21 protein-coding genes and 1 pseudogene are annotated in these 18,084 nt (G+C 70.2%); 11 read left to right on the forward strand and 11 right to left on the reverse strand.

Annotated elements, in window-relative coordinates; translation table 11 throughout:
- Positions 1 to 134: 134 nt before the first annotated feature.
- Both CP984_RS00675 and CP984_RS00680 read left to right on the forward strand, forming a co-directional pair.
- Positions 135 to 1,127 (forward strand): GlxA family transcriptional regulator, encoded by a 993-nt coding sequence (locus CP984_RS00675; protein WP_003980305.1) that lies wholly within the window; start codon positions 135 to 137, stop codon positions 1,125 to 1,127.
- Between the two features lie 115 nt (positions 1,128 to 1,242).
- Positions 1,243 to 1,872, forward strand: a complete 630-nt coding sequence (locus CP984_RS00680; RefSeq protein WP_003980304.1) for an isochorismatase family protein — start codon at positions 1,243 to 1,245, stop codon at positions 1,870 to 1,872.
- 19 nt (positions 1,873 to 1,891) lie between these two features.
- On the opposite strand, the gene CP984_RS00685 is transcribed toward CP984_RS00680, so the two are convergent.
- Positions 1,892 to 2,272, reverse strand: a complete 381-nt coding sequence (locus CP984_RS00685) for a winged helix-turn-helix transcriptional regulator (RefSeq protein WP_003980303.1) — start codon at positions 2,270 to 2,272, stop codon at positions 1,892 to 1,894.
- A 135-nt stretch (positions 2,273 to 2,407) separates the two neighbouring features.
- Here CP984_RS00685 and CP984_RS00690 point away from each other — a divergent pair, with 135 nt between their 5' ends.
- Positions 2,408 to 3,064: an NAD(P)-dependent oxidoreductase gene (locus CP984_RS00690; protein ID WP_003980302.1), complete on the forward strand. Its 657-nt coding sequence runs from the start codon at positions 2,408 to 2,410 to the stop codon at positions 3,062 to 3,064.
- A gap of 28 nt (positions 3,065 to 3,092) precedes the next feature.
- Here CP984_RS00690 and CP984_RS00695 read toward each other — a convergent pair whose 3' ends face one another.
- A complete protein-coding gene (locus tag CP984_RS00695; RefSeq protein WP_003980301.1) occupies positions 3,093 to 3,605 on the reverse strand; it encodes a hypothetical protein in 513 nt (170 codons plus the stop codon).
- 136 nt (positions 3,606 to 3,741) lie between these two features.
- Here CP984_RS00695 and CP984_RS00700 point away from each other — a divergent pair, with 136 nt between their 5' ends.
- Both CP984_RS00700 and CP984_RS00705 read left to right on the forward strand, forming a co-directional pair.
- Positions 3,742 to 5,280: a hypothetical protein gene (locus CP984_RS00700; RefSeq protein ID WP_003980300.1), complete on the forward strand. Its 1,539-nt coding sequence runs from the start codon at positions 3,742 to 3,744 to the stop codon at positions 5,278 to 5,280.
- Positions 5,281 to 5,373: 93 nt separating this feature from the next.
- Entirely contained in the window at positions 5,374 to 6,114 is a 741-nt protein-coding gene (locus tag CP984_RS00705) for a class I SAM-dependent DNA methyltransferase (protein ID WP_003980299.1), read from the forward strand.
- A gap of 26 nt (positions 6,115 to 6,140) precedes the next feature.
- Here the strand turns inward: CP984_RS00705 and CP984_RS00710 are convergent, their stop codons facing one another.
- The 3 genes from CP984_RS00710 to CP984_RS00720 all read right to left on the reverse strand — a co-directional run bounded on the left by CP984_RS00710 (position 6,141) and on the right by CP984_RS00720 (position 8,472).
- Complete coding sequence (locus tag CP984_RS00710; protein ID WP_003980298.1) at positions 6,141 to 6,563, reverse strand: DUF7144 family membrane protein; 423 nt, start codon at positions 6,561 to 6,563, stop codon at positions 6,141 to 6,143.
- A gap of 179 nt (positions 6,564 to 6,742) precedes the next feature.
- Positions 6,743 to 7,675, reverse strand: a complete 933-nt coding sequence (locus CP984_RS00715) for a dihydrodipicolinate synthase family protein (RefSeq protein ID WP_003980297.1) — start codon at positions 7,673 to 7,675, stop codon at positions 6,743 to 6,745.
- Positions 7,675 to 8,472 carry an aldolase gene (locus CP984_RS00720; RefSeq protein WP_003980296.1) on the reverse strand — a complete coding sequence of 266 codons (798 nt, stop codon included), beginning with the start codon at positions 8,470 to 8,472 and terminating at the stop codon, positions 7,675 to 7,677. The genes CP984_RS00715 and CP984_RS00720 overlap by 1 nt, the downstream gene beginning before the upstream one ends.
- Positions 8,473 to 8,650: 178 nt before the next feature.
- Between CP984_RS00720 and CP984_RS00725 the strand changes: the two genes are divergently transcribed.
- The gene (locus tag CP984_RS00725) at positions 8,651 to 9,262 is read left to right on the forward strand and encodes a helix-turn-helix domain-containing protein (protein ID WP_003980295.1); all 612 of its coding nucleotides are present in this window, start codon (positions 8,651 to 8,653) and stop codon (positions 9,260 to 9,262) included.
- 22 nt (positions 9,263 to 9,284) lie between these two features.
- On the opposite strand, the gene CP984_RS00730 is transcribed toward CP984_RS00725, so the two are convergent.
- Together CP984_RS00730 and CP984_RS00735 are read right to left on the reverse strand one after the other, a co-directional pair.
- Positions 9,285 to 10,307, reverse strand: a complete 1,023-nt coding sequence (locus CP984_RS00730) for a metallophosphoesterase family protein (RefSeq protein WP_003980294.1) — start codon at positions 10,305 to 10,307, stop codon at positions 9,285 to 9,287.
- 145 nt (positions 10,308 to 10,452) lie between these two features.
- Entirely contained in the window at positions 10,453 to 11,073 is a 621-nt protein-coding gene (locus CP984_RS00735) for a TetR/AcrR family transcriptional regulator (RefSeq protein WP_003980293.1), read from the reverse strand.
- Positions 11,074 to 11,278: 205 nt separating this feature from the next.
- On the opposite strand from CP984_RS00735, the gene CP984_RS00740 reads away from it, so the two are divergent.
- On the forward strand, positions 11,279 to 12,499 hold the full coding sequence (locus CP984_RS00740; RefSeq protein ID WP_003980292.1) for a cytochrome P450: 1,221 nt from the start codon (positions 11,279 to 11,281) through the stop codon (positions 12,497 to 12,499).
- Positions 12,500 to 12,519: 20 nt separating this feature from the next.
- Positions 12,520 to 12,711 carry a ferredoxin gene (locus tag CP984_RS00745; RefSeq protein ID WP_003980291.1) on the forward strand — a complete coding sequence of 64 codons (192 nt, stop codon included), beginning with the start codon at positions 12,520 to 12,522 and terminating at the stop codon, positions 12,709 to 12,711.
- A 90-nt stretch (positions 12,712 to 12,801) separates the two neighbouring features.
- Here CP984_RS00745 and CP984_RS00750 read toward each other — a convergent pair whose 3' ends face one another.
- A complete protein-coding gene (locus tag CP984_RS00750) occupies positions 12,802 to 13,773 on the reverse strand; it encodes a GNAT family N-acetyltransferase (RefSeq protein WP_003980290.1) in 972 nt (323 codons plus the stop codon).
- Between the two features lie 112 nt (positions 13,774 to 13,885).
- Here CP984_RS00750 and CP984_RS00755 point away from each other — a divergent pair, with 112 nt between their 5' ends.
- Positions 13,886 to 14,467 (forward strand): serine hydrolase, encoded by a 582-nt coding sequence (locus CP984_RS00755; RefSeq protein ID WP_226048771.1) that lies wholly within the window; start codon positions 13,886 to 13,888, stop codon positions 14,465 to 14,467.
- Between the two features lie 27 nt (positions 14,468 to 14,494).
- On the opposite strand, the gene CP984_RS00760 is transcribed toward CP984_RS00755, so the two are convergent.
- Both CP984_RS00760 and CP984_RS41010 read right to left on the reverse strand, forming a co-directional pair.
- The gene (locus tag CP984_RS00760; protein ID WP_003980288.1) at positions 14,495 to 14,917 is read right to left on the reverse strand and encodes a VOC family protein; all 423 of its coding nucleotides are present in this window, start codon (positions 14,915 to 14,917) and stop codon (positions 14,495 to 14,497) included.
- A 54-nt stretch (positions 14,918 to 14,971) separates the two neighbouring features.
- A pseudogene (locus CP984_RS41010) lies at positions 14,972 to 15,463 on the reverse strand (IS5 family transposase); the annotation flags it as partial.
- 147 nt (positions 15,464 to 15,610) lie between these two features.
- Between CP984_RS41010 and CP984_RS41015 the strand changes: the two are divergent.
- Positions 15,611 to 16,273 carry a hypothetical protein gene (locus CP984_RS41015; protein WP_003980286.1) on the forward strand — a complete coding sequence of 221 codons (663 nt, stop codon included), beginning with the start codon at positions 15,611 to 15,613 and terminating at the stop codon, positions 16,271 to 16,273.
- Positions 16,254 to 16,448, forward strand: coding sequence for a hypothetical protein (locus CP984_RS00770; protein ID WP_003980285.1), 195 nt, complete (start codon positions 16,254 to 16,256; stop codon positions 16,446 to 16,448). The genes CP984_RS41015 and CP984_RS00770 overlap by 20 nt, the downstream gene beginning before the upstream one ends.
- A gap of 99 nt (positions 16,449 to 16,547) precedes the next feature.
- Here CP984_RS00770 and CP984_RS00775 read toward each other — a convergent pair whose 3' ends face one another.
- Positions 16,548 to 17,879, reverse strand: coding sequence for a lanthionine synthetase LanC family protein (locus tag CP984_RS00775; RefSeq protein ID WP_226048581.1), 1,332 nt, complete (start codon positions 17,877 to 17,879; stop codon positions 16,548 to 16,550).
- Positions 17,880 to 18,084 lie beyond the last annotated feature (205 nt).

Here is an 18,084-nt window from a genome sequence, read left to right on the forward strand (position 1 = left end):
TGCCGGTTCCGCGGGGCGGCGGCCAACGTATTTGCGTAGCGCCGGGCACCCGGTGTGAGCGAGCCGGTCGGCGTGTCCGAATGTGACAGTCGATCGTCATTGCGGCTGCCGGCGGCAGCGGTGAGGATCAATGCATGTCCGCTTCACACCGTGTCGTCATCGCCGTCTTCCCCGATGTCGATCTCCTTGATGTCACCGGCCCGGCCGAGGTCTTCGCCCTGGCCAACCGGGAGACCGGGGGCCGGGCCGGCTATGAGGTGCGTCTCGCCGGGCCGGTTGCCGGGCCGGTGCGTACGTCGGCGGGGGTGCAGCTGTTCGCCGACGTGGGTTTCGAGGACGTGCGGGGGCAGGTGGACACCCTGGTGGTTCCGGGGGCGGTCGATATGGGCGAGGACGGGCCCGTTGCCCGTATCGATGCCGAGGTCGTGGCGTGGGTGAAGGAAATGGCCCCGCACGCGCGGCGAGTGGCTTCGGTGTGTGTCGGCGCGCATGTGCTGGCCGCGGCCGGGCTGCTGGACGGGAAGACGGCGACCACCCACTGGTCGACGGCCGCCCAGCTCGCCGCCGACCATCCGGACGTCACGGTCGACGCAGACCCGATCTTCGTCCGTTCCGACTGCGGGCGGCTGTGGACCGGGGCCGGGATCAGTGCCTGCCTGGACCTCGCGCTGGCCCTGGTGGCCGAGGATCTGGGCGAGCAGACGGCCCTGGCGGTGGCCCGGCAGCTGGTGATGTACCTCAAGCGGCAGGGCGGGCAGAGCCAGTTCTCCGTACCGCTGAGCCGTCCGGCCGCCGAGCGCCGGGATATCGACGAGCTGCGCCTGTGGATCGCCGACCACCTCGACGCGGACCTGTCCGCGCCGGCGCTGGCCGCCCGTATGTGTCTCAGCGAACGGCACTTTGCCCGCGTCTTCAAGCAGGAGACGGGCAGCAGTCCCGCCGCCTACGTCGAGGAGGCCCGCGTCGAGATGGCGCGGCGGCTGCTGGAGACCACCGACTGCCCGCTCGACCAGGTCGCGGCCGCTGCCGGGCTCGGGTCGGCGGAGACCTTGCACCGGGCCTTCCGGCGGCAGCTCGCCACCACCCCGGCGGCCTACCGCCGCCGCTTCCGCGCCCGGCCCGCCTGAACCGCCGTATCCACAAGTACCTATCTATAAGCGCCTACTACCTACACACATCGGGGCGTGTGCGGCTTCGTCATGCCCGGATGCCCCCATCCCCTCCCCTGCGAAAGGTTTCCCGATGACCGGCATCACCTCCTCCCCCTCCACGACCCTGCGCAACGTGATCGGACTGGACCAGCAGCCTCCTCGGCTGAGCGAATCCGCCTTGCTCATGATCGACTTCCAGAACACCTACCGCACCGGCGTGATGTCCCTGGACGGCGCCGAACCGGCCCTCGCGGCCGCCGCCCGCCTGCTGGAACGTGCCCGCGCCGCGGGGACACCGGTGGTTCACGTCATCAACGACGGCGGCGCGAACACCCCGTACGACATCCGCGCCCACACCGGTGCCATCAGCGACGCGGTCTCCCCGGTCGACGGAGAACCGGTCGTGGTCAAGCAGTTCCCCAACGCCTTCCACGCGACGGAGCTGGAGAAGACCCTGAGTGATCTGGGCTTCGGGGCGGGCAGCGGCCGGGATCTCGTGCTGGCCGGCTTCATGACGCACATGTGCGTGGCCTTTACCGCGCAGGGCGCCTTCAACCTCGGCTACCGGCCCACCGTCGTCGCCGAAACCACCGCCACCCGCGCCCTGACCGCTCCCGACGGTACGGTTCTGTCCGCGGCCGCCCTTCAGTCCGCCGCCCTGACCACCGTCACGGACCTGTTCGGCCTGGTCGTCCCGGCCGTCGACAGCCTCCGCGACTGACGAGTCCCCCGTCGCCCACCTATCCGGTCTGTCGAGCAGCGTTGTCGTACGCCTCGCGGGCGTCGAGCAGTTCGTCCCAGTGCTCCGCCGTCCAGGCGCAGGCCGCCGCCAGCGGGCGGAGCATGCTGCGGCCCAGCGGCGTCAGCTCGTACTCGACGTGCGGGGTGGACCCGGCGTGGACGGTGCGTTTGATCAGTCCGTCGCGTTCGAGGGACCGCAGCGACCGGGTGAGGACCTTGGGCGTGACGCGGCTCAGCGGCACCCGTAGCTCGGAGAAACGGCGCGGCCCCTGCTCCAGACAGCGGATGACCAGTGCTGCCCATTTGTCGCCGAACCGGATCGGATTGAGCGACGAAGGGCACAGTTCGTCGAACATGTCGGCGGGCAGGGGCTCCCTCATGGCGTCACCCTAGCTGGTCCTCCACCGGTCTCTCGGTGGCGTATCAGCGGTATCCCCGTGGAAACCATGCCCCTCGATAGCGTCCGGGCAGCGGCCGGGCGAACGGGCTCCGGCCCAGGTGAGAGGCGATTCATCATGGACATCGTGGTTTTCGGGGCGGGTGGCCGGGCCGGGCGGCAGGCTGTTGCCGAGGCGCGCCGTCGCGGCCATCGGGTCACCGCCGTGGTACGCGATCCCGCGGCCCACGGCGGCGGCCCGGCCGGCGTGCGGATCGTGGCCGGTGACGTCACCGACCCGCTGAGCGTCGCCCGTGCGGCCGTCGGGCACGATGCCGCCATCAATGCCGCCGTGGATCTGTCCGCCCCACCGGCCGAGTTCTTCACGGCGTCGGCCCGTGCCTTGATCACCGGACTGGCGGAGGCGGGGGTGGGCCGCCTGGTGGCGATCGGGCTCGCGTCGATCATGCCGGGGCCCTCCGGCACCCTCCTGATGGACGAGCCCGGCTATCCGAACGAGTACCGCTCCTTCTCTCTCGGCCACGCGGCAGGCTTGGAGGAACTGCGGACGTCGTCCGGCCTGAACTGGGCGTACATGGCTCCGGCAGGCGACTTCAATCACGATGACCAGGGTGACCAGGGTGACGACGGTGGTGCGCGGACCGGCCGCTACCGCATCACCGAACACGGCGACCCGGCCGACCGGATCTCGTACGCGGACTTCGCGGTCGCCCTGCTCGACGAGGCCGAGTCGCCTCGGCATCACCGTGCCGCCGTTTGTGTGCGTGAGGGGTGACGACGACGGATGGCTTCGGCAGGGCCGTCTAAGCCCCCGCTCCCCGCTCCTCCACCCGCCGCGCCGCCAGCGCGAGTTCCGCGGCCACGGGGGCGAGTGCCTCTTCGGTGAGGAAACCCTCTGCCACGGGTATCCCGCCCGCACCGCGGATCGCGTGCTTCAGGCCGGTTGCCCATACGTGTTCGAGGAGGATGAAGGCCGCCGCACTGCCCGGGTCCATGGCTTCGGCCATGGACCTGATCTCGGATACGGACAGGCCGAAGGCGCCACCGGCGTCCGGTGACGGGGTCCTCGGCCCTGTCACGGGCGGGCGGTCGCCGGAGAGGCCGAGCAGTGCGGCGACGGTGTCGCCCATGCTCTCCGCCTGGTAGTCGAGGGTGAAGAGCTGCCCGCCCGGCTCCTTGCGGACGAAGAGCATGTCGAGGACGCGGATCTGTTCGCCGGCTTCCAGGACGCCCAGCTCCTCGATGATGCGGCCCTCGAACTTCGCGTCGGGGCCGAAGGCGACGGTCAGCAACTGTACGGGGCCGATGCCGGCCATGGGGTGCTCCCTTCCGACGGGCCCGGTGACGGGGTGGCCTCCATCCAGCCGGTACGCGCCGTACGCCGCGTCACCCGCCGCAGGTGAGGGCCGGATGGCGCGGTCTTCGCGACGGTGGCGGCGGAGGTGCGAGGCCATGGCCCATGAGGAGACGGCGCACGGCGGTTCGGCGGATCGCGGTACGGCACACGGCGGTACGGCTGACGCGAGCGCGGCCGGCGGCGCCGCGACCGGAAGTGAGCGCGATCCCGAAAGCGGGCGTCAGGACGGCAGCGGGGGCGAACTCGAACGGCTGCGCGCCGAGGTACAGGAGCTGCGGGCCCGCGTCAGTACGAGGAAACAGCGCCGCATACGGCTGCTGGCCGTGCGGCGCGTCGTTGCCGCCGTGGTGATCGCCCTGGTGGCCGTCCTCACCGTCACCTCGGTCGTCGGCGTATGGGGCGCGCGGACCGCGCTCAACACGGACCGCTGGGTCGCCACGGTGGGTGCCCTTCCCGAGGATCCGACGGTGGACGCGGCCGTCGCCGCCTATCTCACGGACGAGATCTTCAACCAGCTGGACGTTGAGCAGCGGCTGTCCGGAGCGCTGCCGCCGCGCGCGTCGTTCATCGCGCCGCCGGTCACCGACGCCGTCCACGACTACATGCGCGACTCGGTCGCCAAGCTGCTCAAGACGGAGCAGTTCCAGGACCTGTGGCGTTCCGCCAACCGTCTCGCGCACGAGCGGATCATCGCGGTGCTGGAGCAGCGCAGCGAAGGCGTGCAGGTAAAAGGCGACACGGTCACCCTCAATCTGCTTCCTCTGGTCAACAATCTGCTCAACGCCCTGGAGGACCGGCTTCCGACCCTGTTCGGCAAGCGGCTGGACCTGCCCACCGTGTCGTCGGGCGAGATCCCGCCCGGCCTGCACGACCGGATCGAGAAGGCGCTCGGCGTATCGCTGCCGGCCGACTTCGCGCAGATCACCCTCTACGACCGGCATACGCTCGGGCAGTTGCAACAGGCCGTGCTGCTGTTCAAGCGCGCGCTGGTGGGTCTGCTGCTCTCCGTTCCCCTGCTGCTCGGCCTGGCCCTGTGGGTCTCGCCGAATCCCCGGCGTACGCTGCTCCAGCTGGGCCTGTGGCTCGTGATCGCTGTCACCGCGCTGTCCGGCGTGCTGCGGGCGGTACGGGACCAGCTTCTCGCCCATGTGCCGTCCGGCGTCTACCGGGACGGAACGCGCGACGCGCTGTGGACGGTCTTCACGACGCTGCGCGAACGCGGTGACCAACTGCTGTGGCTCGGCATCGTGCTGGCTGTCCTGGCGTACCTGGTGGGTCCTGGTCGGTTGCCCGTCGGCCTGCGCCACCACACGTCGCGTGGCGCCCGCGCCACCGGCCGCCTCGCCGCGCGCGCCGGACGCCGACTGGGCAAGCCCGGCACGTCTCTGCGCCCGTGGGTACGCGAGCACGCCGACGCGCTCCGGGTCGGCGGCGTGATCATCGCGGCCCTGATCGCGCTGCTGCTCTCGTCGTGGACGGGCCTCCTCGTCATCGCGGTCGTCCTGGCGCTGTACGAGGCGGCGGTCACGCTCGCCCTGCACCATGGCTCTTCACCCGGGCCAGGTGAGGCAGAGCCCGGCCCGCCGGGTGAGGCGGAACCGAGTGCGGGCGCCCGGCGGTCGGGGGCCGGGTGAGCGTGGGAGGGCGGGAGGCCCCGCGCCCCGCCCTCGAACAACTACGGTGAAAATGACGTGCGTTGACCGCTCTTGCGTCAGTACGGTCCTGACATGCTCGATGACGACGGTTACTTCGGAGAAAGCGTCGCGGCCACCTACGACCAGGCGGAGGCGGACATGTTCCGCCCCGAAGCGGTGGACCCGGCGGTCGATCTGCTGGCCGAGCTGGCCGGTGACGGCCCGGCCCTGGAGTTCGGTATCGGCACCGGGCGGATCGCGCTGCCGCTGAGCGGCCGCGGCATCGCGGTGCACGGTATCGACATGTCCCGGGCCATGGTGGCACGGCTGCGCGCCAAGCCGGGCGGGGACGGTATCGGGGTGACGATCGGTGACTTCGCCACGGCGCGGGCGGACGGCTCGTACACGGTCGCGTATCTCGTCTTCAATACGATCAACAATCTGACGACCCAGGACGCCCAGGTGGCCTGCTTCCGCAATGCCGCGGCCCATTTGCGGCCCGGCGGATGCTTCGTCGTCGAAGTGGGCGTACCGGAGCTGCGCCGGCTGCCGCCCAACCAGACCGCGGTGCCGTTCCGTATCGGCCCGAAGCAGTGGGCGTTCGACACGTACGACGTCGCCACGCAGGCGATGAGTTCGCATTACGTGACGATCGTCGACGGACGCGCCGAGTACACGTCGACCCCGTTCCGGTACGTGTGGCCGGCCGAGCTGGACCTGATGGCCCAGCTCGCCGGGCTGCGGCTGCGCGACCGGTGGGAGGACTGGTCACGCGCCCCGTTTACCGGCGAGAGCGGCCGGCACGTCTCGGTGTGGTGCAAGCCCGCGGACTGATACCGGTCGGGCGGGGTGCCTCGCGGCTAGTCGTTGATCGTGTCGCGGCGGACCACGCACAGGGCCCAGATGGTGAACCCGTACAGCGCGATCAGGGTGATCGACCAGACCGGGTAGTAGGGAATGGTCAGGAAGTTGATGATGATCAGCAGCGCCGCGATGCCGATCGCTACGACCCGGGCCCAGGTGGCCGCCGTGAACAGACCGAGGCTCACGACCACGGCGACGGCCCCGAAGGCCAGGTGGATCCATCCCCAGCTGGTCAGGTCGAATTTGAACACATAGTTGGGAGTGCTGAGGAAGACCTCGTTCTGGGCGACGCCCATGATGCCCCGGAAGAGGTCGAGCACACCGGAGATGAACAGCATCACCGCGGCGAAGATCGTCAGACCGCCGGCGGCGGCCATGGATCCTGACGAGCGGTGGTGCGGGCTGGTCGTGGTGGCCATGGCAGGCCCCTCCGTCTCCGAGGCGGGTGCGGATTGCCCCGCGTCGGCGCCGAGGGTGCACCAGGGCGTACGGGCCCGTCGTCACCCCCGGCGGGTGACGACGGGCGATCACGGATCACGGGCGGCCGGCGGCCGGGAGGCTGCCTGCGCGCCCCGGTCCGTACGCACCGCCCCGCACCTCACTCCGCCCCCGCCACCCCCATATCCGCAGCCTCCGCCTTTCCGAGCCGTTCCAGCAGCTCGCGCAACTGCCGTGTCTCCTCGTCCGGCAGCGGCAGCAGTGGTGGCCGCGGCCGTCCGACCCCTCGGCCCTGGATCTCCAGACCCGCCTTGACGGCCCGGGGCAGCCCGTGGCCGACGATGAACTTCAGGAACGGCAGGAGCTCCGCCAGCACCGCGTCGGCCCGCTGCTCGTCCCCGCCCGTCACCGCGGCGTACAGCTCGGTGCACCACCGGGGCACGAGGCAGGGCGCCGCGGTGCACCAGCCGACGGCGCCTGAACGGAAGGCTTCGAGTGCGACCGGGTTGTTCCCGTTGTAGACGGACAGTGTGCCGTCGGACAGGTCACGGAGGGCCCGGAAGCGGGCGACGTCGCCGGAGCTCTCCTTGACCATGGTGAGGTTCGGGATCTTGCGGGCGAGCGCGACCACCGTTTCCGGACGGAGGTCGACTCCACTGGTGCCCGGGTTGTTGTAGAGCATCACCGGGAGGCCGGTCGCCGCCGCGACCGTGGCGAAGTGCTGTTCGAGTTCCGCTTCGGTCAGTTGCCAGTACGTCTGCGGCAGCACCATGAGCGCGGTGGCGCCGTGGCGGGCGGCCACGCGGGCGCGGCGTACCGTTTCCGCGGTGCTCCAGTGCGAGACGCCGACCAGGGTGGGCAGCCGCCCGGCGACGGTGTCGAGGGTGGTCTCGCAGACGGCGTCCCACTCGCCCTCCGTGAGGTACGCGCTTTCGCCGGCGCTGCCCAGCGGGGCGATGGCGTGGCTGCCGGTGTCGACCAGTTCGCCGACGAGGCGGCGCAGCGCGGCCAGGTCGATGTCGCCGGTGTCCGCGGCGAAGGGGGTGACGGGGTAGGAGATGATGCCGCGTAACGGTAGGGGTGCTGTGGCCATCAGAGGTTCACCTTGTCCGTGAGGCAGTCGGGGTGGTTGCGGAGCGCCCTGCGCGCGTAGTAGGCGAAGTTCGCCTGGTTGCGCCGGTGCGTGGACGTCCAGTCGTGGGCCTCGCGGGCGCGGGCCGGGTCCAGGGGCTGGATGGTGCCCGCCGACATGGCGAGCAGCTGGAGGCGGGCGGCGCGCTCGATGAGCAGCGCGAGGTTGCACGCCTCCTCGACGGTGGCGCCGGTGACGAGCTGGCCGTGGTGGGCCAGGAGGATGGCGCGTTTGTCGCCGAGGGCGCCGGAGATGATCTCGCCTTCCTCGTTGCCCACCGGTACGCCCGGCCATTCCCTGAGGAAGGCGCAGTCGTCGTACAGCGGTGTGGTGTCCATCTGGGAGACCAGCAGGGGCACTTCGAGCATCGCGAGGGCGGCCGTGTGCAGGGCGTGGGTGTGGACGATGCAGTGGACGTCCGGGCGCGCGCGGTAGATCCAGGTGTGGAACCGGTTCGCGGGGTTGGGCATGCCCTCCCCTTCCAGCACCTGGAGGTCCTCGTCGACCAGCAGGAGGTTGTCCTCGGTGATCTCGTCGAAGCCGAGGCCCAGGCGCTGGGTGTAGTAGGTGCCCGGTTGCTGTCCGCGGGCGCTGATCTGTCCGGCGAGGCCGGAGTCGTGTCCGCCGTCGTAGGCAATGCGGCAGGTCAGGGCCAGCTTCTGTCGCGTGGTCAGGTCCGAGTCCGCGAAATGGTCGTCCATCTGCCGCTCGGCGCGGTCGATGAGTACGTTCTTCGGGTCGTGCAGGGTGTTCGCCACTTCTGCTCCCGTTCCGAGGCGCCGGTCCGCCGGCGGCCTCGTCTTCCGGTGCTGCGCGTCTCGTGCAACACTGCGAGGAAACGTGGTTCACCGTAGGACACAAGGTGTCATGCCACAAGGTGTTCCTCGCACCAAGGTGTGCGTGACGGGCAGCCGCCGGTGACCGGGAAGGCGACCAGTGATCGCGGAAGCGGTCGGCGAGCGGGGGAAACGGCCGGTGTTCAATCGGGTACGGCAGCTGCGCAAGGAGCGGCTGATGACCCTGGAGGCGCTCGCCGAGCGCTCCGGCGTCACGAAGAGCTATCTCTCCAAGGTCGAACGAGGCCACAGCGTCCCCTCGATCGCCGTCGGCGCCTCACTGGCCAGGGCCCTGGGCGTCCCGCTGGACCACCTGTTCGCCGATACGGAGGAGCTGACCGAGGTCACCGTCACCCGGGCCGGGGACCGGCGGCCGCTCACCGCCGACGACGAGCCCGGCTCCCGTTACGAGGGCATAGCGCTCCAGGCCGGCGCCAAGAAGATGACCCCGTTCATGCTGTATCCCCCGCACGACACCGGTCCGGTGCCCTTCCGGGACCACCCGGGAGAGGAATTCCTCTTCGTCCACCACGGTCAGGCCGAGCTGCTCTTCCCCGCCCGGTCCCTCACCCTCGGACCGGGCGATTCCGCGTACTTCAAGGCGACCACGCCGCACAAAGTGCGCTCTCTCGGTACGGAGCGCGCCGCCGTACTGCTCCTGGTGTGCGACGACCGGGACAGGGCGGAGACGCCCCACCCGCATCTGCCCTGACCGGCAGCGCCCGCGGTCGCGCTCAGGACGCGGCCAGCGGCACCGTGATCTCCTTCAGCCAGGCGCGGCGGGCGAAGTCGCGCGCCTTGATGACGACAGCGTCGCGGCGCACCTCGACCTGGAGGCCCTGGTTGAAGGTGCCGCCGACGGAGACTTCGCCGCCCTTGCCGTCGTCCCGGTAACCCGTCTGGATCGCGCCGGTGTTGACGACCGTGAACCCGCTGAGGTTCGCGGTGCCGGGTACGACGCGGCGCACCACCCAGTCGGAGAGTTCCAGGTCCCAGTGGGTGTGGCCGCAGAAGAGGAACACGTCGGGGTGGCGGCCGAGCAGGCCCAGGAGGCGGTCGGCCTGGAGGTAGTCGCTCGCGTAGAGCTTGTTGCGGGTGCCGGAGACCGTGTTGGGCAGGGGGTGGTGGGTGATCACCATGACCGGACGGCGGCGGCGCGACCAGTACCATAGCCGGTTCTCCAGCCACGCGAACTGCGCCTCGCTGATCCAGACCTCGTCCCAGAGCTTGGGGTCGTGGTAGTGCATGTACCGCTCGGTGCCGAGGGTCAGTACGGGGATGCCGCCGAAGGAGGTTTCCGCGTGGACCGTGTTGCGCCCGGCGAAGCGGTAGAAGCTGCGGAAGAGGGAGTCCTCGGTGGTGCCGTTGGGCCAGGTGTCCTGCGACAGGGTGCCGGGGTCGCGCCACTTCGGTACGTAGAACTCGTGGTTGCCGATGGCCCAGGCGACCTCGCGCGGGTGGGAGTGGCGCTTCAGTTCGGCGCCGACCTGCGCGTACTCGGCGTCGTAGCCGCGCGGGGTGATGTCGCCCGCGACGGCGAGGCCCGCGCTGTGCGGGTTGACGGCCGCCATGTCGTCCAGGGCCCGGCCGAAGTCGCCCAGGTCCCCTTGGATGTCGCTGATGACGTTGAACCGTACGGTGTCGCGACCGGGCCACCGGCCGATGGTCCCCGGCGGGGTGGCCTGTGCCTGCGGGGCGCCGGCGGCGACCGCCAGTGCGGCACCTCCGCCGGCGGCGAGAAGGGATCTGCGGTCCATGTGCGGCTCCGTGTCCGTGAGGCGTGCGGCATGGGGCTGTGGCCATACCGTTGGCGAAGATCACGGGGCTGGGTGCACGGTGGCGTACGCGCGGGGGTCGGGTGTGTGAGCAGGGCATGAACAAGGGCGCGGGCTGGTGCGCGCCCTACGAACCGTCGTCCTCCGGGCCGCCCGTACTCCGCACCGGCTTCGCAGCGCCCCGCCCCGCCTCCCCCGCGCTCCGCACCGGTTCCGGAGCCGGAGCCAGTACCAGCGGCAGATACACGTCATCGACGATCTCGATGACGGTCTCGTCCTCGACGGGGGCGCCGAACAGCAGGAACTCGTTGCGCAGCAGGTCGGTGGCGACGGTGGCCCGCCGCGAGTCGAGCACCCAGGGCTGCACCTCGCCGCGCTCGACGGCCCGTTGCAGGATGCCGCGGATGCCGACCGGCCCCACCGTGTGGATCCGTTCGCGGATCAGCCGGGCGAATTCGGGGTCGCGGGTCATCTCGCCGAGCAGACCGCGCAGGATGCCTCCGATCGGCGTCGCCATCTTCGCCGACATCTGCCGCAGCAGGGCAATCACATCGCCGCGCAGCGTCCCGGTGTCGGCCAGGTCCAGATCGGAGAAGCCGCGTACCTTGCAGGCATCCAGGACGAGTTCGGCGCGGCCGGTCCAGCGGCGGTAGAGGGCGGCCTTGCTCGTACGGGCGCGGGCCGCGACGCGTTCCATGGTCAGCGCCGCGTAACCCACCTCCGTCAGCTCCTCCAGCGCCGCGGTCAAAATCGCGTTCTCCAGCTCCTCGCCGCGGCGCCGGGGGCCTTTGCGGTGGTCGGCGGCCTGCGGGGCGGTCCGGTCGGCGTGCGGTGACAGCGTGACTCCTTGAAGTATGCCGAGAGGACGTTGCGTTCTCTAAGTGCGCAGTTTAGCCTCTGAGTTAGAGAACTCACCGTTCCTTAAGCGAGTGTCAGAGACTTCGAGGGGACCGATGACCGAGACCTCCACCGCCTTCCCGGCCCAAGACGCTCCTGCCTTCCCCAGCGACCGTACCTGCCCGTACGGGCTGCCCGAGACGTACGCACGGTTACGCGACAGCGAGGACGCGCTGCGCCCCGTGACCCTCTTCGACGGCCGCACCGCCTGGGTCGTCACCAAGCACGAGACCGCCCGCACCCTGCTCGCCGACCCGCGGCTCTCCTCGAACCGCACCCACCCCGACTTCCCTCTCACCTCCCCGCGCCTGGCGGGCCTGCGCGATCGCCGCCCCGCCTTCATCAGCATGGACCCGCCCGAGCACGGGCCCCGGCGCCGGATGACGATCAGCGAATTCACCGTCAAGCGCATCAAGGGCATGCGACCGGACATCGAGCGAATCGTGCACGGCTTCCTCGACGAGATGCTCGCCGCGGGCCCGCCCGCCGACCTGGTCAGCCGGTTCGCGCTGCCGGTGCCCTCCATGGTGATCTGCCAACTGCTCGGTGTCCCCTACGCCGACCACGACTTCTTCCAGGACGCCAGTCGGCGCCTGGTGCAGTCGACCAGCGCGGAGGAGGCGACCGGCGCGCGCGACGACCTGGAACGCTACCTGGACGGGCTGATCACCACCCTGGAGTCCGAGCCCGGGCCCGGACTCCTCGGCGCGCTGGTCACCCGGCAGCTCGCGGACGGCGCCATCGACCGCGACGAACTGATCTCGAACGCGCTGCTGCTGCTCGTCGCCGGCCACGAGACCACCGCCTCCATGACCTCCCTGAGCGTCATCACCCTGCTCGAACACCCCGAGCAGCACGCCGCCCTGCGCGACGATCCGTCCCTGATCCCGGGCGCGGTCGAGGAACTGCTGCGCTACCTCGCCATCGCCGACGTGGCGGGCGCCCGCGTCGCCACCGCCGACATCGAAGTGGACGGACAGGTCATCCGGGCCGGCGAGGGCGTGATCGTCGTCCACTCCATCGCCAACCGCGACGCCGGGGTGTTCGAGAACCCGGACACCTTCGACATTCACCGCTCGGCCCGCCACCACCTCTCCTTCGGCTACGGCGTCCACCAGTGCCTCGGCCAGAATCTGGCCCGCCTCGAACTCGAAATCATCCTGAGCGCGCTGTTCGAACGCATCCCCACGCTGCGGCTGGCCACACCGGTCGAGCGCTTGACCCTGCGGCCCGGCAGCACCATCCAGGGCGTCAACGAACTCCCCGTCACCTGGTGAGCGGGGCGAAGGGAGCGACCATGCACGTGACCGCCGACCGCGACGTGTGCGTCGGTGCCGGGATGTGCGCCCTGACCGCGCCCGGCGTCTTCGACCAGGACGACGACGGGCTCGTCACCGTCCTGACCTCCGATATCGGAGAGAACGACCGGGACGCCGTGCGCGAGGCCGGCATGCTGTGCCCGTCCGGGGCCCTTCGGGTCACGGAGTAGTCCGGACCGCAACCCGAGGTTGAAGCCGGGGCCGTACGCGACGTGCCCACACGGGACATCGCGTACGGCCCCGTCGGCCCCGGTCACTGTTTACGTATGGGCCGCCGATTCCTTGATCAGCTCCCAGGCGTCCACGGCGAAGTCGAGGGTCATGCCATGCCGCTCGTACAGCGCCAGTGCGCCAGTGCTGTTGTCCGTGTCGACGTTGAGGCCGATGCGGTGGCGGCCGAGCGCCGCGTAGTGGCCGAAAGCGTGGCGCAGGAGGTGGCTGCCGAGGCCGTTGCCGCGGGCTTTCGGCAGTACGCCGAGGGAACTTATCCAGGCCATCGAGGGGCGGGCGTTGTGGGTGCGCAGCGCCGCGACGTCGCCGAGGCCACGCAGGTGGGCGATCCATATGAGCGACCAGTCGGCGTGTTCGGCGTCGATGTCGCCCAGCCACTGTTCGTACGTCCGCGGCTGGAAGCCGAAATGGTCGGCGAAGGACTCCTGGAGCAGCGCGTGGGCGCTCCGGCGGTCGGGCTCGGTCCGGCAGGAGCGCAGCGTCACACCGGGCGGCGGCGCGGGAAGCCGGTCGGTGGCGGCCGACAGGGGGCGGTGCAGTACGTGGTAGCGGCGCACCGTACGCCAGCCTCGTGCGCGCAGCGCGTGCAGGTCCATGGTCGGTGTGGCGTTGAGGTGGAGGTGTACCACCGCGCGCGAGGCTCCGTTGGCGGCTGCCCGTTCCGCAGCCCGTGCCTCCATCAGGTCGTACAGGTACAGAGCGCCGGGCAGCCGGCCTGGCAGGGTGTAGTGGTCCATGTCGATCCGCTCACCACCGGAGTCGTCCCAGAGCAGGCCGTACGCGATCAGCCGGCCGCCGTCGAACAGCAGCCAGGAGTCGTTCTCCAGGTCCGCCTCGGGATGCTTCAGCTCGGCCTGCACCTCGGTCAGGTCGGTGTCGGCACGTCCGATCTCCCACACGTCGATCTGGTTGAGCAGCGCGCACACCGCCGCCGCGTCGTCGGGCGTCGCCGGTCGCACGGTCAGACCGGGCGGCGGGGTGCGAGGGGCGGTCGCGGTCATGCGACCACTGTCCGGATGCCGGGTTGAGGCCGCAACTGACTTTTACTGTACGGGAGTTGCGCGTACGTGGTACGGGAGTGACCGCCCCCGGCGTCACGCCGCACCGCGCATGATGCGCGAAGGAGCAGGCCCCGGAATCCGCGCCCTCCAGCGGTCCCCCCTCCCCCCGCTTCCACCGGAAGCGCCCGCCACCTGCGCTTGGCTGCGTTGGGGCGGAAGTACGACACGTGGCTGGGGGTGTACGCCCTCGCGACTGATACGGGAGGCACGGTCACCCATCGGGCGGACGGACACGGTCACCCGGATGGATCGGATCGAGCCGGCGATCACGGAAGCCACTCCAGGGGATCCGCGCGACACGACCTCTCCTTGGGCCTTCGGTGCGGATTACCGGAAGGTCGTGCTGGGGAATGTCCTGGCCGCCGATAAGCGCGCCTTCCTCCGCGACCTCCTGGAATGCAACACCACTGGCGCGCAACGCATCCGGGCCGCCGTTCCGCGAGGATGGACCGTGGCCGACAAGACCGGCACCGGTAACTACGGGACGCTCAACGACATCGACATCGTGTGGCACACCAAGTCCGCGCCGCCGCTGCTCAACTCCCTCATGTCCAGCAAATCCACCAAGGACGCCGCTTACGACCAGGCGCTCATCGCCGATGCCGCCGCATACGTGGTGGATACGCTCGGCTAGGGCGTGTTTTGAAAGTTGGAGTAGCCGTTAGCCAGTGGTTGGTGACGGCGATGAAGTGCGTGGGCGATGGGCTCGAACGTCCACAGGGCGTCCATCGGGATCGCGAGCTGTCATCGTCCACTGCGTGGGCAGTGTTTCGATCTGTCCGACCGGCCACCCGGCACCCAGGATTTGTTCGCGGACCTCACATAGTTGGGCATGTGTTCCCACGCGCAGCCCCCATCCGGCCTTGCCGAGGGGATCGAGATCAGCGGTGGGGGCGGTAGCGGTTTCGACGAGCATCAGGTGGTCATCGCCGCCGACATCGATGACTGCGATCCGAGGGTCAGAAGGGGTCGCGGCGCGCTCGAAGGCGAGCACTGCTCCGAGCAACTCCGTGTAGTACGCCACGAGCCGGTCGAGGTCGGTCGTGGACAGAGTCAGATGGTTGATTCCGAAGAGTTCGGGCATGGTGGGCCAACTGTAGTGCAGCCGCTGGAGGGCACCTGGGTCGCGATTGAGATGTCACAGCGCCTGGCGTATCAAGGTGAGTTGGGTCGCGGCTTCGAAGCGGACGGCAAGCTTCTCGTACCGTGTCGCGACACCCCGCGCCTGCTTGAGGAGCCCGATCCGGCACTCGACTTTGTGTCTGGCCTTGCATTTCTCACGGTCGAAGCCGGGTGGGCGGCCGCCGGCCGAACCCCGGCGTCGGCGGTGGCCGACCTGGTCGCGCTTCTCCGGAATGGTGTGAGGGGCCTGCCGGCGGCGTAGGGACTCGCGGATCTTCCGGGAGGAGTAAGCGCGGCCGGCCAGAACGTGAGCGGGTGGAGTGCGCGGATATCCGCCGCCGATCCGCGGAACGCGAATGCGGGCCATGACCTCGGCGAACACCGGGGTATCAGCCCGCTGTCCAGCGGTGACCACGATGGCCAGGACACGGGAGGAGGCGTCGACGGCCAGATGAATCTTGGTGGTCAGTCCACCTCGCGAGCGGCCGAATGCGTGATCGTCCGGCTCGGCCACCAGCCCGTCCGGACTCGTCCGGCCTGGACTGACAGCCCCCTTATCTGTTTGAGGGGCCGGGTCAAGCGGTGTGTGGGCATGTGTGCGTCCTGGGATGGTGCGTGGCCGGCCCAGCCTTATCTCGGTGCGCGGACGTCTCGGGTGGCGTCCGGCGACATGGGCAAGCCCGCCGAACTGCGCGAGACCCACCGCGTGCTGGAGGACACCCACACCCTGACCGGGCCCCGCAAGAGCGATCCGCCGCTCACCGTGCGAAGGATCCTGGTCCACTCCACCGCGAACGCCGCCGACCGGCAGGCCGCCCGCAGCAAACGTCTGGCCAAGGCCACCGAGGACCTGAACAAGCTCACCGCTGCGGCCGGCGGTCGCCACTACAGGACCCGGGAGAAGATCGTCACCCGGATCGGTGTCATCGCCGCCAGGCGCCGCGTCACCTCCTGCCTGCGCTGGACCGTCACCGGCAACGAGGACGGCACCCCGGTCCTGGCCTGGCACTTCGACGCCGGCGTACTGGACGCCGAAGCCGCTGTCGACGGCTGGTACGCATTGCTGACGTCCGTCCCCGCGGACCAGGCGGATGCCGGGCAGGTCCTGGTCCACTACAAGGGCCAGGGCGCGGTCGAGCGCCGCTACCACGACTTTCAAGGGCCCGCTCGCGGTTGCGCCGGTCTTCGTCCAGCACAACCGGCGCGTCGCCGCCCTCGTCCAGGTGATCTGTCTGGCCCTGCTGGTCTTCTGTCTGATCGAGCGGCAGGTCAGACGGGCGCTCGGCCCCGAGCAGACCATGAGCGGTCTCTACCCTGACAACCGCCGCGTCCGCCCCACCGGCCGCATGACCTTCTACCACCTCGGCGAACTCACCCTGCAGATCGGGAACATCACCGACCCGCCCACCGTCCGGATCACCCGCGGCGTCCAACCCCACCTCCTCGACCTGCTCGACACCGACATCGAACAGACCCGCTGGCCGCAGGCCTGAAACGGGGACCGCGAAGTCCGGGGCCAGAGGGAACCACGCCTCACACAATGCCTGGGCCGAGATCGTTATGGATTACTTGTCTCGCATGGGACTGGTCGCTCATGCACCCGTACGTGTAGTGCGCAGGTGTGCCGGCACGGCCCACCACTGGTCCGGGCGGTCGACGACCGGGGCGTCGGGGCCGGTCTCGCCATATCGGGCGAGGCGCAGAAGGTAGGCCGCGATGCCTGCCGCGCCCTGCATCCACGTCGTGCCGGGCGGCAGCAGCGGCGGGTCCTCGCGGTGTTCCAGAAATCGCCAACGGGCGCCCGCCTCATCCCTGATGACCCGGTCGACCAACGCGTCACCCATCCTGTGCGCGGCCCGCAGCAGGGTCTGTCTTCTCTCCGGCGCCCGGCAGTCCTGGGCCGCGTCCAGCAGGACGTCTCCGACGCCCGCCGTTCCGCAGCAGCGGCCGTCGTTGTCCCAGAAGCCGGGACGGAGGCGCTCCGGCAGACCCGAGGTGAGGATCGAGGTCATACAGCGGTGCCGCAGTTCGTCGACGCCGTGGCCGGCCACCTCGGTGACCCCTGCGTGCGCCAGCGCGGTGAACAGGTGCGAGGTGCCCGCCGGGCCGTGGCACCACGTGTACGTCACCGGTTCCACCTCCCGGCGCGACGGCGGGATCGTGTGCGGGACGACGAAGCCCGCATCCTTCAACGACCCCACCGAGAGGACGTGCCGGGCGCCCGCGACCGCTGCCTCGACGAAGTCCTCGCGGTCCAGGGCGGCGCCCGCGACCGCCAGAGCGGCCGCGACCCCGGCGGTTCCGTGCGAGTAGTTCGGCGCCCTCGACGCCGCCCCCGGTGTCATGCCCCAGTCGAGGCCCGCCTCCGTGCGGTCCGCCGCCCGCAGCAGGGCCTCGCCTCCCGTCGTCGCGATCACCTCGGTGAACTCGCTCTTCGCCCAGACCGCCGTCATCACCACGCCCGCGGTGCCCATGACGACGTCGGTGAGGGGCGTGTCGGAGCCCGGCTCGAAGTCGAGCGTGGTCTTCCATCCGTCGCCGGTCGCCAGGGCGGCCAGCCGCCGCAGTGCCACCACTTCCTCGCCCGGGGCGAGCAGTCTGAGCGCCGTCGCGTCGCCCGCGAGGCCGTCGTACAGCGAGGGTTCCGTTCGCCGCCCGGCCTGGGCCGACAGTCTGGTCACGATGCCGGTCGCCAGTGCCGTCTCCCGTACGCCCAGCTCCCGGTACTGCGCGATCTCGGCCAGCACCGGGGCCAGGCCGGCGATCCCCGCGTACAGCGAGTCGCGGTCCTGGGCAGGTGACGTGGCCTCAGGACCGCCCTCCACCACGGCCTGCACCAGCCACGGGCCCTCGTCCTCGCGCACGTGGTCCAGCACCCACGACCACGCGGCCTCGCCCACATCCCGATATACGTCGCTTCTCACCACGCCACGCTCCAACCGCCGGATTACCGGCCCGTGCGGTGCGGTGTTGCCGCTCCGTCAGTTCCAGCGGTCGCGGAGGACCGGTCAAGACGCTGACGCTGAGCCCGTGGCCGCGGAGACCGGGAAGTCATCGACACACCCGATCCAACGCCACACCACCGGCCCAGGACACCACCGAACCGGTCACACCAAACGAATCAACGAC

This window comes from Streptomyces rimosus (assembly GCF_008704655.1).
Classification (GTDB): Bacteria; Actinomycetota; Actinomycetes; order Streptomycetales; family Streptomycetaceae; genus Streptomyces; species Streptomyces rimosus.